The 18993-nt window shown below is 32.4% G+C and carries 18 protein-coding genes; 11 read left to right on the forward strand and 7 right to left on the reverse strand.

The window, feature by feature from the left end:
* Window positions 1–189: 189 nt before the first annotated feature.
* Window positions 190–1200: a LacI family DNA-binding transcriptional regulator gene (locus ACHRVZ_RS12350; RefSeq protein WP_395423074.1), complete on the forward strand. Its 1011-nt coding sequence runs from the start codon at window positions 190–192 to the stop codon at window positions 1198–1200.
* Between the two features lie 137 nt (window positions 1201–1337).
* Here the strand turns inward: ACHRVZ_RS12350 and ACHRVZ_RS12355 are convergent, their stop codons facing one another.
* A complete protein-coding gene (locus ACHRVZ_RS12355) occupies window positions 1338–2507 on the reverse strand; it encodes a DUF4861 family protein (protein ID WP_395422791.1) in 1170 nt (389 codons plus the stop codon).
* 234 nt (window positions 2508–2741) lie between these two features.
* On the opposite strand from ACHRVZ_RS12355, the gene ACHRVZ_RS12360 reads away from it, so the two are divergent.
* Window positions 2742–3377 carry an HAD family hydrolase gene (locus tag ACHRVZ_RS12360; protein ID WP_395422792.1) on the forward strand — a complete coding sequence of 212 codons (636 nt, stop codon included), beginning with the start codon at window positions 2742–2744 and terminating at the stop codon, window positions 3375–3377.
* Between the two features lie 279 nt (window positions 3378–3656).
* Window positions 3657–5606 (forward strand): metallophosphoesterase, encoded by a 1950-nt coding sequence (locus ACHRVZ_RS12365; protein WP_395422793.1) that lies wholly within the window; start codon window positions 3657–3659, stop codon window positions 5604–5606.
* 164 nt (window positions 5607–5770) lie between these two features.
* On the opposite strand, the gene ACHRVZ_RS12370 is transcribed toward ACHRVZ_RS12365, so the two are convergent.
* Window positions 5771–6829 (reverse strand): phosphatidylinositol-specific phospholipase C1-like protein, encoded by a 1059-nt coding sequence (locus ACHRVZ_RS12370; protein WP_395422794.1) that lies wholly within the window; start codon window positions 6827–6829, stop codon window positions 5771–5773.
* A gap of 265 nt (window positions 6830–7094) precedes the next feature.
* Between ACHRVZ_RS12370 and ACHRVZ_RS12375 the strand changes: the two genes are divergently transcribed.
* The 5 genes from ACHRVZ_RS12375 to ACHRVZ_RS12395 all read left to right on the forward strand — a co-directional run bounded on the left by ACHRVZ_RS12375 (window position 7095) and on the right by ACHRVZ_RS12395 (window position 14678).
* Complete coding sequence (locus tag ACHRVZ_RS12375; RefSeq protein ID WP_395422795.1) at window positions 7095–7619, forward strand: RNA polymerase sigma-70 factor; 525 nt, start codon at window positions 7095–7097, stop codon at window positions 7617–7619.
* A gap of 296 nt (window positions 7620–7915) precedes the next feature.
* Window positions 7916–8839, forward strand: coding sequence for a FecR family protein (locus ACHRVZ_RS12380; protein WP_395422796.1), 924 nt, complete (start codon window positions 7916–7918; stop codon window positions 8837–8839).
* A gap of 69 nt (window positions 8840–8908) precedes the next feature.
* Window positions 8909–12193, forward strand: a complete 3285-nt coding sequence (locus ACHRVZ_RS12385) for a SusC/RagA family TonB-linked outer membrane protein (RefSeq protein ID WP_395422797.1) — start codon at window positions 8909–8911, stop codon at window positions 12191–12193.
* A 6-nt stretch (window positions 12194–12199) separates the two neighbouring features.
* Window positions 12200–13972 carry a RagB/SusD family nutrient uptake outer membrane protein gene (locus ACHRVZ_RS12390; protein WP_395422798.1) on the forward strand — a complete coding sequence of 591 codons (1773 nt, stop codon included), beginning with the start codon at window positions 12200–12202 and terminating at the stop codon, window positions 13970–13972.
* Window positions 13973–14297: 325 nt separating this feature from the next.
* On the forward strand, window positions 14298–14678 hold the full coding sequence (locus ACHRVZ_RS12395; RefSeq protein WP_395422799.1) for an STAS/SEC14 domain-containing protein: 381 nt from the start codon (window positions 14298–14300) through the stop codon (window positions 14676–14678).
* 135 nt (window positions 14679–14813) lie between these two features.
* On the opposite strand, the gene ACHRVZ_RS12400 is transcribed toward ACHRVZ_RS12395, so the two are convergent.
* The 5 genes from ACHRVZ_RS12400 to ACHRVZ_RS12420 form a co-directional block, all read right to left on the reverse strand.
* A complete protein-coding gene (locus tag ACHRVZ_RS12400) occupies window positions 14814–15083 on the reverse strand; it encodes a PrgI family protein (RefSeq protein ID WP_395422800.1) in 270 nt (89 codons plus the stop codon).
* Between the two features lie 36 nt (window positions 15084–15119).
* Window positions 15120–15518, reverse strand: coding sequence for a hypothetical protein (locus ACHRVZ_RS12405; RefSeq protein WP_395422801.1), 399 nt, complete (start codon window positions 15516–15518; stop codon window positions 15120–15122).
* A gap of 188 nt (window positions 15519–15706) precedes the next feature.
* The gene (locus tag ACHRVZ_RS12410; protein WP_395422803.1) at window positions 15707–16096 is read right to left on the reverse strand and encodes a hypothetical protein; all 390 of its coding nucleotides are present in this window, start codon (window positions 16094–16096) and stop codon (window positions 15707–15709) included.
* Window positions 16097–16119: 23 nt separating this feature from the next.
* Entirely contained in the window at window positions 16120–16269 is a 150-nt protein-coding gene (locus ACHRVZ_RS12415; RefSeq protein ID WP_395422805.1) for a hypothetical protein, read from the reverse strand.
* A 134-nt stretch (window positions 16270–16403) separates the two neighbouring features.
* Window positions 16404–16832: a DUF6326 family protein gene (locus ACHRVZ_RS12420; protein ID WP_395422806.1), complete on the reverse strand. Its 429-nt coding sequence runs from the start codon at window positions 16830–16832 to the stop codon at window positions 16404–16406.
* A gap of 509 nt (window positions 16833–17341) precedes the next feature.
* On the opposite strand from ACHRVZ_RS12420, the gene ACHRVZ_RS12425 reads away from it, so the two are divergent.
* The 3 genes from ACHRVZ_RS12425 to ACHRVZ_RS12435 all read left to right on the forward strand — a co-directional run bounded on the left by ACHRVZ_RS12425 (window position 17342) and on the right by ACHRVZ_RS12435 (window position 18974).
* Complete coding sequence (locus ACHRVZ_RS12425) at window positions 17342–17740, forward strand: hypothetical protein (RefSeq protein WP_395422808.1); 399 nt, start codon at window positions 17342–17344, stop codon at window positions 17738–17740.
* Window positions 17741–17904: 164 nt separating this feature from the next.
* On the forward strand, window positions 17905–18351 hold the full coding sequence (locus ACHRVZ_RS12430; protein WP_395422809.1) for a TlpA family protein disulfide reductase: 447 nt from the start codon (window positions 17905–17907) through the stop codon (window positions 18349–18351).
* 11 nt (window positions 18352–18362) lie between these two features.
* A complete protein-coding gene (locus ACHRVZ_RS12435) occupies window positions 18363–18974 on the forward strand; it encodes a thioredoxin family protein (RefSeq protein WP_395422810.1) in 612 nt (203 codons plus the stop codon).
* Window positions 18975–18993: the final 19 nt, after the last annotated feature.

Here is an 18993-nt window from a genome sequence, read left to right on the forward strand (position 1 = left end):
TAATTTTTCACTTAATGTTATGATTTTTTCAAACACATGTGTATATTTGCGTGTACGCACACGGGCTTTTACAAATGTATATAAAAAGTTAGGTAAAACAACTTATATTTAATAAAAAATATAATAATTTATTATTGTTAATCAAGTCTTTTTAACTTAAAAACCATCATTATCATAACAATTAAAAAAATTGCTGAACTAGCAAATGTTTCACCGGGAACGGTTGATAGAATTATCCATAATCGTGGGCAGGTTGCTCAGGAAAATGTGGATAAGGTCAATGCTATAATTGAAAAATATGGCTACAAACGAAATATTCTGGCAAGTAATCTTGCTTTGAATAAAAAGTTTCATTTTGCCGTTTTTCTGCCACAATATGAAAATTTGGAATATTGGAAAAGCCAGATTGCAGGAATTGAGAAAGCAGCGATTGAGTTTAGTAAATTCGGAATTGTTTTGGATTATTTTTTCTATGATTTTAATATCAGTTCTTTTAAGGAAGCGGTGAAAAAAGTACTGGAATTTGATTGCGATGGATTGCTGTTTGCACCTATTTTCTATGAAGAGTCTGTTCAGTTTTTAACCGAATACAAAAAAACAAATATTCCGGTCGTGATGATCGACTCCAATATTGATTCGGGCGTTGAACATGCTTATGTTGGACAAGATGCTTTTCAGAGCGGATATTTAGCTGGAAGACTTATTAGTTTTGCGGTGAAAAAGGAAAGACAGATATTGATTTTTAAAATTGCCAGAGAAATCGAAAGTACCTCTGTTTATCTGCAACGTATTAACGGATTTTATTCTTTTTTTAAAGATCATGAAAATCTTCAGAATTTTAAATTTTCAGAAATAACGATAAAGGATTCTGGAATTGATCAATTGAGTTTGGAGATGTTTTCTGGGATCAATAGTGTTTTCGTGCCCAATTCAAGAGCTTATATTGTAGCTCGATTTCTAGAGCAGCACCATATAAAAGGTGTTCGAATTATTGGTTATGATTTATTAAAAGAGAATATTGAATATCTGAATAAAGGTGTAATTGACTTTTTAATCAATCAAAGACCCGAAGAGCAAGGTTATATGGGGATTAATCATTTGTATAAAAAATTAGTTTTACAGGAAACTGTAGAAAGCACGCATTATATCCCGTTAGAAATTATACTGAAAGAGAATTATTTTCCTGCTAGAAAGAGTTAGCATTTTACCCATAGATTTTTCATTCCAATTAAACCCGACAGTCCCGAAGCCTCGGGACTGTCGGGTTTGCTTATAAGTAAGGAGAAGATTGCAAACAAAAAAACTGCGAAAATCAGTAAAACCCGTAGACAAATAGACTATTTCTTCAACTTAACAACCAAAGGATTGTTTATCTTTTTTGCAAACGTACTCAAATACGTTTCCCATTGTTGTTTGGTTTGAAACGGGCTTCCTTTTTTCCATCCAAAACCAACATAATAAATTACTTTATTATTTTTTACATTCAGATTTCCGTACAAATTACTTAAGTCTTTGTCGTTAGTAATGTGATTATCAAAGCTTGTTAATGTGTTTTTTGGTACGACTAATCCTGTACCAATTTCAGAATCGTCAATTGGTTCCCAATGTGAGAGCCAGCCTTCTTTTATGTTTGCACCAATAGTTCCTTTTTTATCATGGAGTGTTAATCCTGCAGCAATTGATTTTGTTCCTGTAATATTGATTTCAAAACGCGAAAGATAGCTTCCGTAATCCAGACTAATCAATTTCGATTCGGTTATGGTATTGCCATTTGCATCCCAGTTGGCGTACGTAAGAATAAAACTCGTTCTTATTGGTCCGGTAGTGATCGTTTTCCAACTGGTAAAATTCTTAGAGAAATAATATTTACCATTGGCCTTTACAGCAATTCCGCCTACGCCGCGACTATCGCCTACATGAAAATTATCCAAACCTTCGCCAGTATCTTTATGATACGTTCCGGTGCCGTTAGTAGCTTTTTCATACCATTTATTGATAATCGGATAATCTACTCTTTTCAACCAAGCATCAATTCCGCTTGTTAAAGTTCCACCGGGAATTTTATCTTCCACCATTTTTTGCGCCACAGGACCATATGTTCTAAAAGCTACTTTATTATTTTCCCATGCATAATCATCTGTGCGTTCAGGAACAAATCGGGAGTAACAACTAATTGTGGTTTCTTTTGATGGTTTTTCACCTTCAATAATTTCAAAAACCAGATGAGATGAAGCTTTTATTTTAGGCTGGAATAAAATCAAGTCTGCAATTCCGTCAGAATCATTATCTACGGTTTGAGTTTCTAAAAAAGTATTTGTACCAATTTCTTTTACAGCATAATTTTCAAGTTTGGCTGTTACACTCAATCCAAGTGATTTTTTAGTCAATTCAATTGTTTCAAATTCTCTGTCAACGGGTAGAGAATTGGTAATTGTGATAATTTTGTTTTGAGAATGAACTGCAAAACCGCTAACGAGAATTGCAGTGAATAAGAAATGTTTTTTCAAAATCTATATTTTTAAATGTTCTAAAAAGGCTTTTTTGATTTTATAAAATTACAAATGAAGTAATGAACAGGAATACAAAATAGGAGTAAAAATGTACAGAAAACGGAAAGTGAAATCTTTTTAAAGAGAAATATAAATATTCGATTTTGTAGAACTCAATGCTTTATTTTTTTGTAATTTACAATGCCTGTCAATAAAAGCAGGTTTTTTATTAATTAAATGTAAATCAATACGATGGTTAAATGTATTATTTTCGATTGCGATGGAGTTCTTGTAGATACTGAAAAAATTGGTAACGGAATTTTGCTTTCGATGGCAGCCGAACTTGGTTTTGAGATGAAATTGGAAGATGCTTATCGCGATTTTAATGGTCGTAATTTAAAAGAATGTTTTCAGGAAATAGAAAAAGGTATTGGTAAAAAGCTTCCTGAAAATTTTGAGAGTGATTATCGCGAAAGAAGTTTTGCAGCTTTTAAAACACAAGTTAAACCTATGGAAGGGATTGTCTCATTCTTAGAAAACTTAAAAATACCTTATTGTGTTGCATCTAGCGGCCCAGTTGACAAAATCAGGTTGAATCTTGAAGTTGCGGGTTTACTGAATAAATTCGAAAATAAAATATATAGCGCTTACGAAATCAACAGTTGGAAACCGGATCCCGGAATTTTTCTGCATGCCGCTAAAGAAATGGGATTTGATGTTGAAGATTGTGTTGTAATTGAAGACAGTAAAGCTGGAGTAATGGCCGGAGTACGAGGAGGATTTACTGTTTATGGTTTTGCAAATGGCTATAACAACACCGACTTAGAACAAGAAGGAGCTATACTTTTTAATACTTACGGCGAGTTGAGTGCTCTTTTGAAATTGTAGTAATAGGAGGAAGGATTTAACCGCAAAGGTTTTTATATGTTGTGGTTTTATAAAAAAACGTAAAGTTCGCAAAGCTAGAAGTTAATTTAGCTTTGCGAACTTTGCGTTTATATGCTCAATAAAAGTAAAAAACTTTGCGCCCTTTGCGTTTAAAGTCAAAGCCAAAGTAAAGTGAGAAGAAACATTATCATTCGGTAACAATAGGTTAAACGTCTTTGCGGTTTAAATGCATAAAATTGCGAACTTATTTTAGATAGTCCCAATTTCAAAGTTTAACTTATGAATTTTAAAATCAACCTTCGTTGTAAATACTATTTCCCAATTCTTATTTTAGTTTTTTTTAATTCGAATATTGCAGCTCAAAAACAGAATAATCTTAACGGTGTTCAAATTGCTTTTTTATCCGATGTGCATTTGCAGGATTTATTCGGATCATTTTCGGATAATGATTATAAAGGCGTTTTGAATCCGAAAACCGGAAAATATGTTTTAATGCGAACGATGGCTTCTCAATTGCATTCGACGCGAATTTTTAATGAAAATTATTTTGCTTTTATTGCCGCTTTAGAAGATATCGCAAAGCGAAAGATAAAATACGTCGCACTTCCCGGAGATTATACAGATGATGGTCAGCCAATACACGTGCGCGGATTAGAAAAAATACTGAAACAATACAGCAAAAAATATAATATAGAGTTTTTTATCACAACGGGAAATCACGATCCGGTTGGGCCTTTTGCGCAAGAATCAGGCAAAGAAGATTTTCTTGGTAAAGATGGAAAAAGTCAGCCCATTTATAGTAAAGATGGACTGTATAAGCCCAATTTAGCTATTGAACAGCCTGTAGTTATTACTGCAGATATTGCTAAAATGGGTTATTTAGGAATTACGGACAATTTAAAGGATTTTGGTTTTTATCCGAATAAAAATTACAAATTTTGGACAACTCCATTTTCAACTTATAACAGTCAAAATTATAGTTTCGAAAAAGCTTCTCAAGCGGCTTTATTATCTAATCGTGTTTATGAGGTTGCGCCCGGATATGAAGTTCCGGATGTAAGTTATGTTGTAGAACCTGTAGAGGGATTATGGTTAATGGCGATTGATGGAAACGTTTATATTCCGAAGAAGAATGAAGTAGTTGCTCCTAAAGATTCTAAAAATTACGGAGAAGCAAGTACAGGTTATAATAATGTGCTCTCGAACAAAAAGCATCTTATAAAATGGGTTGAAGAAATTTCGGCTCAAGCCAAAAAGCAAGGCAAGACTTTAATTGCTTTCAGTCATTTTCCGATGATTGATTTTAATGATGACGCTTCCGCGGAAATTAAAGAGTTACTCGGCCCTAACAAATGGCAATTGAACAGAGTTCCGGTCGAAGAAGTGGCGCAGACTTTTGCTGATGCAGGATTGAAAATTCACTTTGGCGGACATATGCATATTAATGATACAGGAATTCGTACGACGGCAAAAGGAAATACTTTGGTAAATATTCAAACGCCGTCATTGGCAGCTTATATTCCGGCGTATAAATTATTGACTATTCAGAAAAATAATTTAGTAGACATTCAAACCATTACTATTGATAATGTCCCGAGATATAACGAACTTTTTGATTTGTATAAAATGGAATATCAGTTCTTAGAAAGTCAGCAAACTAAAGACATTTGGAATATTGATATTTTGAAAACCAAAAACTATCACGATTTTACCGATTTTCATTTGAAAGAATTAGTTCGATTACGATTTCTAGCAGATGATTGGCCCGTTAAATTCAAAGATTTTTTCCTGAATATTTCGGCTCAGGAATTATTGATTTTGGCTAATATTCAATCCGATAAAGATTTTGATGTTATTTTGAAAGGCAAAGAAAATTTCAAAGATGAATATTCTAAAGCAGAACTAAAATTAAGTAAAGTACTAACAGAAAACAATCTCAAAAAAGGAGATTTTAATTGGACTGGTTACGATTTTCTAGTTGATTTTTATCGTTTCAGAAGCGCTGATGAATTGGCTTTAGTTGATGTTGGAACTGAACGGGCAAAACAATATAAAGTCCTGTCTCAAATGTTTTTTGAAAACCATAAGGAAGATGCTTTAAAAGTGAAGCCACTGCAAAATCAAGTACGATTGTTTTTAATGATCTTCAATAAATTCATGCATGAAGTTCCGGCAGATCATTTTTCTTATGATTTAAAAACTGGCGAAGTTAACCGCAAAGACCGCTAAGATTTACGCAAAGACCGCAAAGATTTTATAAACAGAAAGTTCGCAAAGCTCATTGACATAGCTTTGCGAACTTTGCGTTTAGAAACGTAAGCTTAGATAAAAAAACTTTGCGCTCTTTGCTGTTAAATTTTTCATCATTTCAATCTGAAAACTGTGACTGAAAACTACTTACCATTAACTGGATTATTTCTAACATAAGTTCCATCATCATATTTAATTTGATATGGAGAATTGAAGAAAGTACTTGGTAAATAATAATCGGTAGTGATGATTTGTGCGCCTGATTTTTTGGCTGATTCAAAATGCGAATAATCATTCGCTCTGGCTTCTTTAGTATCAGAATCTGCTCTTGTACGGATTATGTAACCTTTTTTTACTAAATCAGTTATTGTAGCATCTTCAGAGTTGTTTCTGAATAAAGTTGCTGCTTCAGGTTTTCCAGGTTCTGCATTAATAAAAACCGCGCGACCTTTTAATGAAGGATGATTTAAAGCATACAAATCTCTTTTGGCTCCGTTATTATCCAAAATAAATAAAAACTTGCCTTTTGCTTTTTTTAGAGTTGGCCAATTGTTGTTTAGGACAGCTTCTTCGAGTGTTTTGTATTTTCCTCGAACCATATCTGGCGTGATTAATTTATTTCCTAAACCTTTTCGAAGTTCTTTATCCAAAGCATCAAATAATTCAGGTGTAAATTTCTCGGCTTTTGTACCTAAGTAACTATCATCATCTTTCGGCTCTAAAGTAATAAAAACAGGAACGTGATCCGGATTGGCATCAGACCATTTTTTTAGTTCTGCAAGACAGCCTTGAAGCGTGTAGCAAGAAGTTCTAAAATCGATATCAATCATATGAAAAACTTTAAAACCCGGTTTTTTCATTTCGCCATTTGGGTCATATGCTTCTTGTGATTTTGCGAGATCTAAACCTTTTGGATGTGTAAATTTTCCACCTTTAGAATCGGCTTGAACATCAATTTCAAGATTTCGCAAACCTTTATTCAATTGTTCTGTAATGCCAATATGTGTGTATTGCAAACCTTTTAGAGAACGGCTTGTGTCTTTGGCCTGAATGGTATTGTATAAATCGGTTTCAATCGCCTGACGGTAACTGTTGTGAGAACCAATAACTTGAATTTGATTGATTTTTAAAGTATCATTTTGTGCCTGAACGCTGCTATTAATCGCACTGGCAATAATTAAGGAAAACAGAATTTGTTTCATTTTTTAAAAGTGTAAAATTTATTAATACTGAGGACGCAGCATTAGAAAATTACCTTTTTTTAGCGTGTACTAAATTAGATTCTGTATTTGATTTTTGTGTTAGTTAAAGAAAAAGAAATCGCAAACCGATTGTCATTTTTAGGCGAAAATAGTAGTATTAATACAGCAAAAGAATTCTTTATTTAATTTAAAGTTAACCTTCAGACAAAAAACTTTGGTATAACATTTTATTATTTTACATCACCAAATAGTCCCAAAATAAGTTATGAAAAACCCTGAAATTTTTGAAAAAACGTATAATGATTACTGGAAAAAGCTTAATGCCTTTTCGTATACGATGACTCAGGATAAAGACTTGGCACAGAACATTGTTCAGGATGTTTTTATTGATTTATGGGAACGAAAAGACGAGGTGAATATTAATGCGATTGAACCTTATTTGTTTCGTGCAGTAAAAAATCAGGTTTTTAAGCATTATCAAAATAACCGCTTTGATAAGACAATTCTGGAAGATCAGTTTGAGGATTACATTATTGATAATTTTGCGACGATTGATCCTGAATTAATGGATTTACTTTATTCTTTATTAGATCAACTTCCGGAGAAAAGAAAAGAAGTTCTGTTGATGTATAAATTTCAGGATATGTCGATTGATCAGATTGCTGATGAACTCGGAATTTCAAAACAAACGGTTAAAAATCAAATTTCTTCGGCTTTAAAACAATTGCGTATAGGCCTAAAAGACTTGGCTTGGCTGGCTCCATACATTATTTTACATCAAAAGTTTTAAGATAACTTTCTGTTGATGTTTTCATAATATTTCTCGATAGTACGATTTCGTGATTCTGGTACTTATAGGTAACAAAAAGCTTTTGAGTGTAATTGCAATTTTGTTTTAACACATAGAAACATAGATTTTCTTTTTTGAAAGGGAATTTCAAAAAAAACTAGTTTTTCACACATAGTCAAACGCACAAGGCTATGATTATTAAAATAAAGTGAAACGCCTTAATTAGGTAAAAAACTATCCCGAAACTTCGGGACTATGTGTTAAAAGAATTACGCCAAAGGTTAACAATAAGTATTATGATAAAAAGAATCAAACATAGTTTAGAACATCTTATAGATAAAAGTTCTCAAAATAAAACTTCAATCGCAGAGGAAAATCTACTTGATGATTTTGCTTTTACTCAATATCAAAATTCAAAATGGAATGAAATTTCAATGGGTAATCCTGATGAAGTTTCACGAAACATATACGAAGATATTCAACTTCGAATAGGAAAGAAAAAAACTTTCAATCCTTATTTAAAATACATGGCAGCTGCCAGTATACTTTTTCTTGTTGGTTTAGGATTTTTCTTCAAACCGAGCCTTCCTAGCGAAAAGCAATTATCATTTAAAACTTCGTCGATCCCCAAATCTATCAAACTAAGTGATGGTTCGAAAATTTATCTGGCAGCAAATTCATCATTTCAATATCCTGAAAAGTTCGAGGGAGATGAAAGAAAGGTTTCGCTATTAAAAGGAAATGCATTTTTTGAAATTGCCAAAGACAAAAAGCATCCTTTTATTATTGCTTCGGGCGAAATTAAAACAAGAGTGGTTGGAACTTCATTTCACATTCAGCTATCAAAGTCTAAATGTGAAGTGATTGTTGTGACCGGAAAAGTAAAAGTTACATCAAAAGGGCAGAGCGTTGATCTGGTTCCAAATGAAGAGGCTTTGTTTCATTCTCAAAAATTGACCAAACAATTGGCTGATACATCATTTTTAGTCAATTGGTATGCGACTGATGTAACGCTAAATCAAACTACCCTTAAACATGTAATTGCAATTTTACAATATAAATACGGAGTTTCATTTCAATACGATAATGAACATGTATTAGCAACGCCATTAACGGTGTTCATAAAGAAGGACGCATCATTAGAGAATGTTTTAGAGCAAATAAATTATATCACAAACCTAAAATTTAAAGTTTATGGCGAAATAGTAAAAGTGAATTAAAAAAAAAGCAGTTGCTGAGAACAACTGCGATTAATAATTAAGTATCGATAAAAACCAATAACTTAAATCATGTATTTTAAACTTACCTATTTAAATCTAAAGAGAATTGTCTTTTTAGTACTAGCGTTACTGACCATTCAGACGGGTTACAGTAAGACTAATGTCTTAGAAAATTCAAAAGTAAAAAATAAAATAGAAAAAGCTACACTTGTTTCTATTTTTTCAAAACTAAGTAAACAAACGGATTACAAATTTAGTTACGGGCAGGCTATTATAGCTGACAATACAGTTTATACGGTTGATTATTCTGATGAATCGGTGACTTTAATCTTAAATAACCTTTCTAAAAAAGCTAATTTCAATTACAATATAAACGGTAAATTAGTTTTAATTCAGAAAACAGAAGCAGCAAAACCTGCAACTCATAAAATGATTGACAGAGTGAAGGTGAAAGGAAAAATTGTAGATGAAAACAAGGTGCCGATTCCTGGTGCAAGTGTTTTAGAAACGAGTACTTCAAATTCAACAGTTTCTGATTTTGACGGAATATTTGAAATTACGATTGGAGAAGGAAAAACACTTCAGGTTTCGTATGTTGGATATAAAACAAAAACAGTTGTAGTTCAAAATGGTTTTATGACTGTTCAGTTAGAACCAGATACAGCTGAGCTAAATGAGGTTTTAGTAGTGGGTTATGGTAAACAGTCTAAAAAAGATGTTACCGGTGCAGTAACACAATTAGAGGCCGCCAATTTTAAGCAAGGGATTACAATTTCTCCAGATAATTTATTGCAGGGTAAAGTGGCCGGAGTTCGTGTTGTAAGTACAAGTGGAGAACCGGGAGCAGGTGTTAATGTTACCATTCGTGGAGTTGGATCTATTAGAAGCGGAAGTACACCTTTGTTTGTTGTTGATGGTGTTCCGTTGGCAAATGATGACGTGAGTCCTTCCGGAAGTAACGTTGGTTTTGGAGCTTCGGCGGCTAAAAATCCGTTAAACTTTTTGAATAGCAGCGATATTGAATCGATTACGGTTCTTAAAGATGCATCGGCGGCAGCGATTTATGGTGCAAGAGGATCAAATGGAGTTGTTTTGGTTACGACTAAAAAAGGCTCTAAAGGCGAAGCGAGTTTGACTTTTGATACTTATACTGGACTTTCGACTGTAGCGAATAAGCTGGATGTTTTAAGTGCATCTCAATACAGAAGTGCTATAAAGGAACCTGCTTTTGATCATAAAGGAAATACAGATTGGCAAGATGTAATTTACAGAACGGCAATTACAAAAAACAATTCATTGTCTTTTTCTAAGCAAACTGAATCTGGAAATTATTATGCTTCTGTAGCACAAATGGATCAGGAAGGTATTATTCGCAACAGTAATTTTAAACGTATGTCGGGTAGAATTAATGCAGCTGAATCGTTTTTAGATAACAAACGTTTAAAGGTAAAAGTAAATCTTACGGCTAGTGAAACTAAGGACGATGGTGTGCCTACAAGTGATGACGGAGGTTCAAATGGTCAGTTGATCGTACATACTTTAATGGCAAACCCAACGAGATCCGTTTTTGATGCTAACGGAAAGTACACCAATTTCAATATGAATGCGCATTACAATCCTGCTTATTTATTGAGCATCTATGAGGATCAAACGCGTACGTTGAGAGTTTTAGGAAATCTTGAAGCTTCGTTAAGAATTATCGATGGATTAGAGTACAAACTGAACATTGGTATCGATCGTTCTACTGCCGAAAGAAATACGACAATTTATCCAAACGTAACCGATTTAAATCCAAAAGGGAAATATGTTCAGAATAATTTAGATTCAAAAAACTCTTTAATAGAGCATTATTTAACGTACAATCTTTTGTTAGATAAACATAAGCTTGAAGTTTTAGGCGGTTTCTCGTATCAAAAATTTGAAAGATCAGGAACAGCATTTAGTATTGATGGAATTTCTGGTCAGGGAACAGGTGTAAAACCTTCTATTAATCCTGGATTTGCCGGAACACAATCTGGAACAACCGGTTATGCTCAGGAAAATGAGTTGCAATCTTATTTTGGAAGGGTTAATTATACTTTCAATAACAAATATCTTTTAACTGCTTCGATGAGAGCTGACGGTTCGACTCGTTTTGGAGATAATAATAAATACGGTTACTTTCCTTCATTTGCTTTAGGATGGAATGTGTTTAAAGAACGTTTCTTAGAAGATGTTTCAGCAGTGAGTAACTTAAAATTAAGAGCAAGCTGGGGGCAAACAGGAAATCAGGAAGTTGAAAATAAAATTACGCAGGCAAGTTATTCTCTTGCCGGAGCAGATGGGTATTATTTATACAATGATTTGAATTTAGTAAACGGAGTTTCAGTAAACAGAACACCAAATCCGGATTTAAAATGGGAAGTTGTTACGCAATACAATCTTGGTTTAGATTTTAGTTTATGGAATGATAAATTGTACGGAACTTTAGATTATTTCAATAAGACAACTACAGATGCGATTTTAAATGTTCCGTCTCAGGCTTTAAGCCCAACAACTACAATCTGGACAAATATTGACGGGGAAATTATCAACAAAGGTTTTGAAATTATGTTAGGTTCAAAATTAGTTGATAATAAAAATTTTACCTGGAGTATTGATGCAAACGGAGCTACTTTAAGAAATAAAATTGAGAATCTTCCTGTTTCAGAAATTTTAACGGGAACTATTTCCGGCCCGGGACAATCAGGTGTAAATGCAAATATTTACAAAAGCGGATATGCTGCTGGTTCATTCTATTTATTAGAACATACGGGATTTGATGCAAACGGTGCGAATGTATTTAAAGACCAAAACGGAGACGGTAAAATTGACAATAGTGACAGAATAATTATCGAAGGTGCTTTGCCAACTTTCTATTACGGATTTAATAGTGATATGAGATACAAAAACTTTACGTTTTCATTCTCAATCATTGGTCAAACCGGAGGATATTTATTGAATAACACAGGGTTAAATGCTTTAAACATAAATAACCTGGCTTCTGATCGAAATGTAGCTACAGGCTATTATGAATCAGGTGCAAATGCAACAAACTCACCAATTTTATCGACGTTGTTCTTAGAGAAATCAGATTTTATCAGATTGAATACGGCACGTATTGGTTACAATTTTGACTTAAAAGGAGTGAATTGGTTAAACGGATTGACGCTTTACGTTACAGGTCAAAACTTAATTACAATTACCAACTATTCAGGTTATGATCCTTTAATCAACAGTCCAAAATCAAACGGAGGAAATCAATCTATAGGTATTGATTATGCTAGTTACCCAACTTCTAGAACGTTTAGTTTTGGAGCAACTTTAAAATTATAATTTATTATGAAAACAAATACATTTTTTAATATAAAAGTAATAACGGTATTCTCATTTATCTGGTTGTTTGCCAGTTGTACCAATCTCGATGAGGTGGTGCTTGATGAGGTATTAGGAGATAATGCTTCAAATCCTGCGGGAGCGCTTGCAGCAGCTTATGACAGACTTGGAGATGGAACTTTTGTAGATCATGGAGGAGTTTTTTCGTTACAGGAATACACAACAGACGAGGCTATTTTACCAACTCGTGGAAGTGATTGGGGAGATGGAGGAAAATGGAGAGATATGCATGAATTTACATGGAAGTCTGACAATGCAATTGTGGGAAGCAACTGGAATTTATTGACCAACGGTATTACACGATCTCTAACAGCAATTCAGTCAGTTGAAGAAAGCTCAATTCCGCAAAAGAAATTGTTTTTGGCTGAAGCAAAAGGGCTTCTGGCGTATTATTTATACACAACTTTAGATTTATATGGACAAGCACCATATAGAGATCCAATGAATCCAAATGCACCATTACAAATTTTAAAAGCCGATACTCAAATTGATAAATTAATTACCGATGTTGAAGCTTTAATTCCTGATTTGGCTGATCTTGGAGATCAACAAACCCATAACGGACGTTTTACAAAACAAGCTGCATATGGTTTTTTGAGTGTTATGTATCTGAATCGTGCTGTATTTAAAGATCGTTTCAGTGCGACTTCAAATTTTAATTTTAATGAAGCTGCCGTAACCGGATCAACAGGAACAGATATGGATCGTGTAATTTATTACACTTCATTGTTAATCAATTCAGGAAAGTTCAGTTTAGAAAGCGATTATTTCAAAAACTTTGCAAGAGATAATAGTAATGGTAAAGAACTTATTTTTGCTATAACTCAAAAAATTGACTACATCCGTAACGGTTCAAACAGTTTTGCTTATGTATGTATGGAGCGTAACCAGAGAACATCAGCAGCAAATAGAGGTACAAATGCAGCTTGTACAACTCCGGAATTCTACGCAACCTGGAATGGCAATCATGACGATCCAAGATTTAATCAGGCATATCAATACTCAGATGGAACATGGTTTACAAATGATGGTACAACGCCTAGTGTTCCTGCAACAGATATTGTACCTAAAAGCACTAATTTGCCTTGGTTTCACTTTACAAGAGGTATTGTAGCCGGACCACAATATGGACCAATATTACTGCCTTCAGGGTCTCTTGAAATGGTTGGTAATCGTATTAAAGTTTCTCCATTATATATGGAAAAAAGTACTACTACAAGAATGGATTTTACGCCATCTTTAACTTTTAAAAATCCATCTCAGGCAGTTTTTGCTCAAAACGAAATCAATCAGGGAGCACGTATTTTTAAATACGAATTTGATCCTGAAGGAGGAAACGGAAATAGTAATGTTGACATTCCGTTATTTCGTTTAGGTGGAATTTACACTATTAGAGCTGAGGCTTATTTTAGAAAAGGAAATTCTGGATTAGCGATGGACGATCTTAATAAATTGCGTACAAGCAGAAAAAGAGAATCTCTATACGGAAGTGCTACAGGAAAAGCATTAACATCATTAGATGCAACGCAATTGTACAACGAAATAGGTTTTGAGTTGTATTGGGAATTGTATAGAAGGCCGCAAATGATCCGTTTTGGTAAATTTGATTTACCTGGAACTGCAAAACCAGCCTCACAACCCTTTAGAAGAGTATTCCCAATTCCACAAGGAGTAATAGATGTTACTAAAGAATTCAAACAAAATCAAGGATATAATTAAAAGTTTGTGTTAGTGTTTATTTATTTTTTTTACAAAACGCCTGTTTCGAAAGAAGCGGGCTTTTGTTTTTTTAATTTAGAGCGTAAGGGTAAGAATGTGGCGGCATAAGTTTTAACTTTGATATAGTATAGTGTGAAGCTAAACCTTTGTACCTTTGTGTTTTATAGTTCTTAATTCTTAAAAATAAAGCATAGTTATTTTATAAAAACGCGATTAGAAGATATAATATTTGAATTGTAATCTGTAAGTACTTTTGATAAGATTTTGTATTCAAATATGAAAACATAATAACTTAAAATTAGTAACAATTCAAAACAAGAATATCATGATACATCAAATTGACACTACTGATAATATAGTAGCTTTTAGAGCATTGGCAGAAGTAACAAACGAAGATTTTTTAAGTGTCGTTATTCCTGCAGTTGAACATTTGGTAAAACAAACCAATGAAATTAATTTTTTACTGGTTTTGGATACCGATAATGATGCTCAAAGTTTTACCTCGGGTGCGTGGTTGCAAGAAGCATTACTTGGATTAAAACATTTAGGAAAATGGAATAGGGCAGCTATAATTTCAGATTCTGAAGAAATTATTTCTTTTACAAACGGATTTAGTTATGTAGTTCCGGGAGAGTTTCACGGTTTTAAAAAAGAAGCTTTTAATAGAGCCTTAAATTGGGTTGAAGGAAATATTAATATTTCTTAAAAAGAATTTGTTTCAGGTTTTCTTTGTTTCAGAGTTTCAAGTTGTTTTTATCAAGTATTAAAAAATATACTCTAATAAGTTCAATAGAAAAACTAAAATCTAAAACAAAGAAAACGTGAAACTTGAAACAAAAAATTAGTGATTGTATTCGATACCACTACTATCTGTGATTTCTTTTTTTGCTTTATGATTTTTAGATATCTGCTTGTAACAAGCTGAGGCTAATAAAGGTAATGCAAGACTTCCAACAACTGCAGCTGTTTTATTTTGTCCTGCTTTTTTTAATACAGCACCAACTAAAAGAGAACCTACTCCGGCTAAAACTAAATTTTTTACAGAAAGCTTAGAAGGCGGATTTGGTGTAATTCCGTGCAATAATGGGTCTATAAAATTTAAATTTTCCATGATTATAATAATTTATTTAATTAAACGTGTTTGTATTTACTGAGATAGTTTCTCACTATCTACTTCATTTTCTATTTTTTCGATTTCTACTTTTTCTTTTTTTATCGCCTGTCTTAATAGTGCAAAAAGACTCATATAAATATTTGCCATAAAAATAAGCGAAAATCCTGCCAAAATGTAACCGCGCCAATCATTTAGCAAAAGTTTATAATTACAAAGGATCAAAAAAGCAATCGTGACATAGTGGCTAAAGCAATATTCGCACGTAAAGAGATAAAATGCCTTTCGCACGAAAAGAGACCTATTATTTTTAGAATGTTTGATGCACCATTCCCGAGGTTCTTTAAATATTTCTTCATGTGTTACAGTCCAGCTAATACAAGCTATCGGAAGAGCTAAAACAAACAACCACACGATTTGAATTGTTAGATCCATGATACAAATGCATTTTCTTAATCCATTTTAATTTGTCTAAAACGGATATCCTAAAATTACTTAAATTCAATCTAATAAGATTATATAGTTTTGAATTTTTATTATAAAATTTCATTCTAAATTTCAAAAAAAATAACCGTTAAAGCTCAAGTCCTTAACGGTTATTTAATTATGGTGTATCACAATGTCTAATATTTTTCTGGATTTATACTCGGAAAAGGATCGTGTGTTACTTCATCTAAGTCTTCGTCGAGATCATCTTCGTCTTCTTTGAAATCATCGTCATCGTCATCGTCATCGTCATCGTCATCAAGATCGCTTTGATTAGGGTCGTTGTCAATGTCATCAGATTCTTGATCATTTGTAATTTGATCTTCCCCATTTAAGATTGGTTCTTCACCCGGATTATTTTCGTTTCTGTTATAATCATTTGTTTGATGATTAACATCATCAATAAATTCTTCCTGATTTTGATATTTATCATTTAGATTATCATTATCCTTATCGATAAGAGTATCTAAGTCTTGATTAAAATTACGATTATCTCGATCGTAATTTTCATTGTTTCCATTTTTCATAGTCATTCATACTTTAGAATTAATTACTTTTTTGCTGTCGAAGGTTTCTTATCGTCTTTTTCATTATGCTTAACTTCTCTTTTTGGAGATGTTTCTTTCTTATCTATTTTTTTATCCATAGACTTTGGCCCTGAAGTCGAAGTGCTGCTGTTTTTCTGATATGTACTTTTCATGATAATTTCTTTTTTAGCTTGTTATCATACAAATCTACTTCCAAATGCTTCCTAACTCCTTACAGAAAAATATATTCTAATTGTATAATTAACAGTAGTTTATAATTTTAGGTTTAGTTTTTTAAATTTTAGTATTACAAATCCTTAGGCCATTTCCAGGCATAAAATACTATCAAGCTCGTAATAACGCTTTCTAAAAGTGCCAGGAAAACATAAAAACTTTTCCAAGGTGTAAGTGAAGTAAAGGCGATTAAAACCATAATTGCAGTAAAAAATATTCCAATCAAAATATTGAGAAACCTATTAAATTTCGGTTTTAAAAATATAGAAAGAAATACCATTACAGCAGGAATTGCCAATAGAATGGATGCTGAAAGTAACTTCATTGGACTATTTAATAAATTATCTCCGTTTAAAAGACCTGTAGTTTTTTCAGGTACATACAATTCAAAGTAATCTCCATACAAATAACATAAAGTTACCGCTGTCCAAAGAAAGGCAAGTTTAATTTTTATGTTCACTTCGAAATCTTTTAAGTTGCTGGTTTTCGTTTGAGTATCCATACTAAAGTTGTTTTTTTATAGGTCTAAATTATCGTTGTTTTGTTACAATTGATAATTGATTTTCGAAGGACTTGGATTGTGTTTCATAAATGATTTCTTATGTGAGATAGTTAATTGTTGATGAGGTTGAAATATTTAATTTGATAGACAATCGCAAGTTTTTTTTAGTTGGCTTATTTTGATAGCATTATGACTTTTAGAAGACGGTTAAATTATTAGAATTAAATATTTTTATAAGAGACAAGTAAAGTCGGTTGAAAAAACACAAGAAAAAAATTAGCACAATCATTTTATGTTCCGATGGAACATAAGCTATTATTTGAAAGTCAGTTGTTTTTTGATAATGTTGGTTAATATTAAATAAAGAGGGTTGATTGGTTTCATAAAAATGAATCAGGATAAAACATGCCTGAAATATTCTAATTATTCAATTAAATATTATTTTTGCAAGACGAAAAGTTTCTGAGATATTCTTGAAATTTTGATATTCAATTAAACAATTAAAAAGTATGAAAAAGCTATTTGTAATTTTGTTGTTGATCTTGCAAATCCCTGTGACTTTTGGAAATAACCAAAACGAAGATCCTTCATCTAAAAAAATTATTGGAACTTGGTATACTGACGGAAACCGAAGTACAAAATGGGTCTTTACCCAGGATGGTAAGGTATACAATTATAGCAATGATATGTTTAAAGTAATGTATCATTATAAAATTTCTAATAGTTGTCAAAATAACTCCGATGATAATGCTGAATTTTTAACCTTAATGGATAAAGAAGCAAATGAATATTGCTTTCGAATTAATGGTATAAATGTGAATAAAAATGGCATTTTATCTCTTTTAAATATGAGTAATATGCAACCACTTTTGTTTGTTAACGATGTTAATATAAAAACAGGGAAGTAATTTTTCTAAGATGATTTAATAAATCATTAAAATTAAGCTCATTTAAAGCTATTTCGTATTAGGTTTTTATTAACAAAAACTAAAATTTCATTCGATTATATTTGTAAGGCACAAATTAATCCTAAGCGTTTTACTTTATGAAAATCAAGTCAATATTTATTTTTTTGATATTAATTTTTTCAACATCGGCGTTCAGCCAAAATGTAAAACTTATAAATATCGATCAGCTTAATGAAAGGATAAAAAACGGAAAAGACAGCACTTATGTGGTTAACTTTTGGGCAACTTGGTGTGCACCTTGCATTAAAGAATTGCCTCATTTTGAAAAGCTGAGTGCCGAACATAAATCAGAGAAATTGGCTGTTTTGCTTGTAAGTCTTGATTTTAAATCTAAACTCACTTCGAATGTAATTCCATTTGTGAAAAGAAAAAATTTAAAAAATGAAGTTTTTCTCTTGAACGAAAGCAGCCCGCAGGAATTTATTGATCGCATTGATCCTTCGTGGTCAGGGAGTATTCCGGCAACGCTTTTTATTAAAAATAATAAACGAAAATTTGTCGAAACTGAATTTACCTATGAACAATTATTAACTGAATATAAAAAACTATAAATCCATAAACCATGAAAAAAATAATTCTTTTATTAGCATTGGCATTTTCGGCCTTTCTTTCTCAGGCGCAAACAACAACATTAAAAGCCGGAGATACTGCACCGGATTTTAAACTTAAAAATGTAAATAACAAAGAAGTTTCATTTGCCAGTTTCCCAAAAGCAAAAGGATTTATTATTGTTTTTACTTGTAATACTTGTCCTTATGCGGTAGGTTACGAACAGAGAATTATCGATTTAGATAAAAAATTCAGTTCACAGGGATATCCTGTAATTGCCATTAATCCAAATGATCCGGAAGCTTCAAAAGCAGATGCATTTAATAAAATGCAAGATTTAGCGAAAGAGAAAAAGTATCCTTTCCCATATTTGTTTGATGCCGGACAAAAAGTTACAGATCAATATGGTGCAAAACATACACCACATATTTTTATTGTTTCTAAAACAGCAAAAGGTAATGTTGTAGAATATGTTGGAGCAATTGATAATGACCCTGAAGGAACGAAAACAGAAAAAATAAAATATGCAGAAGATGCGATTGCAGCATTAAAAAGCAATCAAAAACCTGCCGTTACACAAACCAAAGAAATTGGCTGTACTGTAAAAAGAAAAGCAAAAGCTTAATAATAAGTTTATAAAAGAC

Source organism: Flavobacterium sp. FlaQc-57, assembly GCF_044007395.1.
In the GTDB taxonomy this organism is placed as follows: Bacteria; Bacteroidota; Bacteroidia; order Flavobacteriales; family Flavobacteriaceae; genus Flavobacterium.

Bases quoted from the DNA above. Each gene is read 5' to 3' on its own strand.
- ACHRVZ_RS12360 (WP_395422792.1), top strand. From the start codon at position 2,742: ATGGTTAAATGTATTATTTTCGATTGCGATGGAGTTCTTGTAGATACT.
- ACHRVZ_RS12365 (WP_395422793.1), top strand. From the start codon at position 3,657: ATGAATTTTAAAATCAACCTTCGTTGTAAATACTATTTCCCAATTCTT.
- ACHRVZ_RS12370 (WP_395422794.1), bottom strand. From the start codon at position 6,829: ATGAAACAAATTCTGTTTTCCTTAATTATTGCCAGTGCGATTAATAGC.
- ACHRVZ_RS12375 (WP_395422795.1), top strand. From the start codon at position 7,095: ATGAAAAACCCTGAAATTTTTGAAAAAACGTATAATGATTACTGGAAA.
- ACHRVZ_RS12380 (WP_395422796.1), top strand. From the start codon at position 7,916: ATGATAAAAAGAATCAAACATAGTTTAGAACATCTTATAGATAAAAGT.
- ACHRVZ_RS12385 (WP_395422797.1), top strand. From the start codon at position 8,909: ATGTATTTTAAACTTACCTATTTAAATCTAAAGAGAATTGTCTTTTTA.
- ACHRVZ_RS12390 (WP_395422798.1), top strand. From the start codon at position 12,200: ATGAAAACAAATACATTTTTTAATATAAAAGTAATAACGGTATTCTCA.
- ACHRVZ_RS12395 (WP_395422799.1), top strand. From the start codon at position 14,298: ATGATACATCAAATTGACACTACTGATAATATAGTAGCTTTTAGAGCA.
- ACHRVZ_RS12400 (WP_395422800.1), bottom strand. From the start codon at position 15,083: ATGGAAAATTTAAATTTTATAGACCCATTATTGCACGGAATTACACCA.
- ACHRVZ_RS12405 (WP_395422801.1), bottom strand. From the start codon at position 15,518: ATGGATCTAACAATTCAAATCGTGTGGTTGTTTGTTTTAGCTCTTCCG.
- ACHRVZ_RS12410 (WP_395422803.1), bottom strand. From the start codon at position 16,096: ATGAAAAATGGAAACAATGAAAATTACGATCGAGATAATCGTAATTTT.
- ACHRVZ_RS12415 (WP_395422805.1), bottom strand. From the start codon at position 16,269: ATGAAAAGTACATATCAGAAAAACAGCAGCACTTCGACTTCAGGGCCA.
- ACHRVZ_RS12420 (WP_395422806.1), bottom strand. From the start codon at position 16,832: ATGGATACTCAAACGAAAACCAGCAACTTAAAAGATTTCGAAGTGAAC.
- ACHRVZ_RS12425 (WP_395422808.1), top strand. From the start codon at position 17,342: ATGAAAAAGCTATTTGTAATTTTGTTGTTGATCTTGCAAATCCCTGTG.
- ACHRVZ_RS12435 (WP_395422810.1), top strand. From the start codon at position 18,363: ATGAAAAAAATAATTCTTTTATTAGCATTGGCATTTTCGGCCTTTCTT.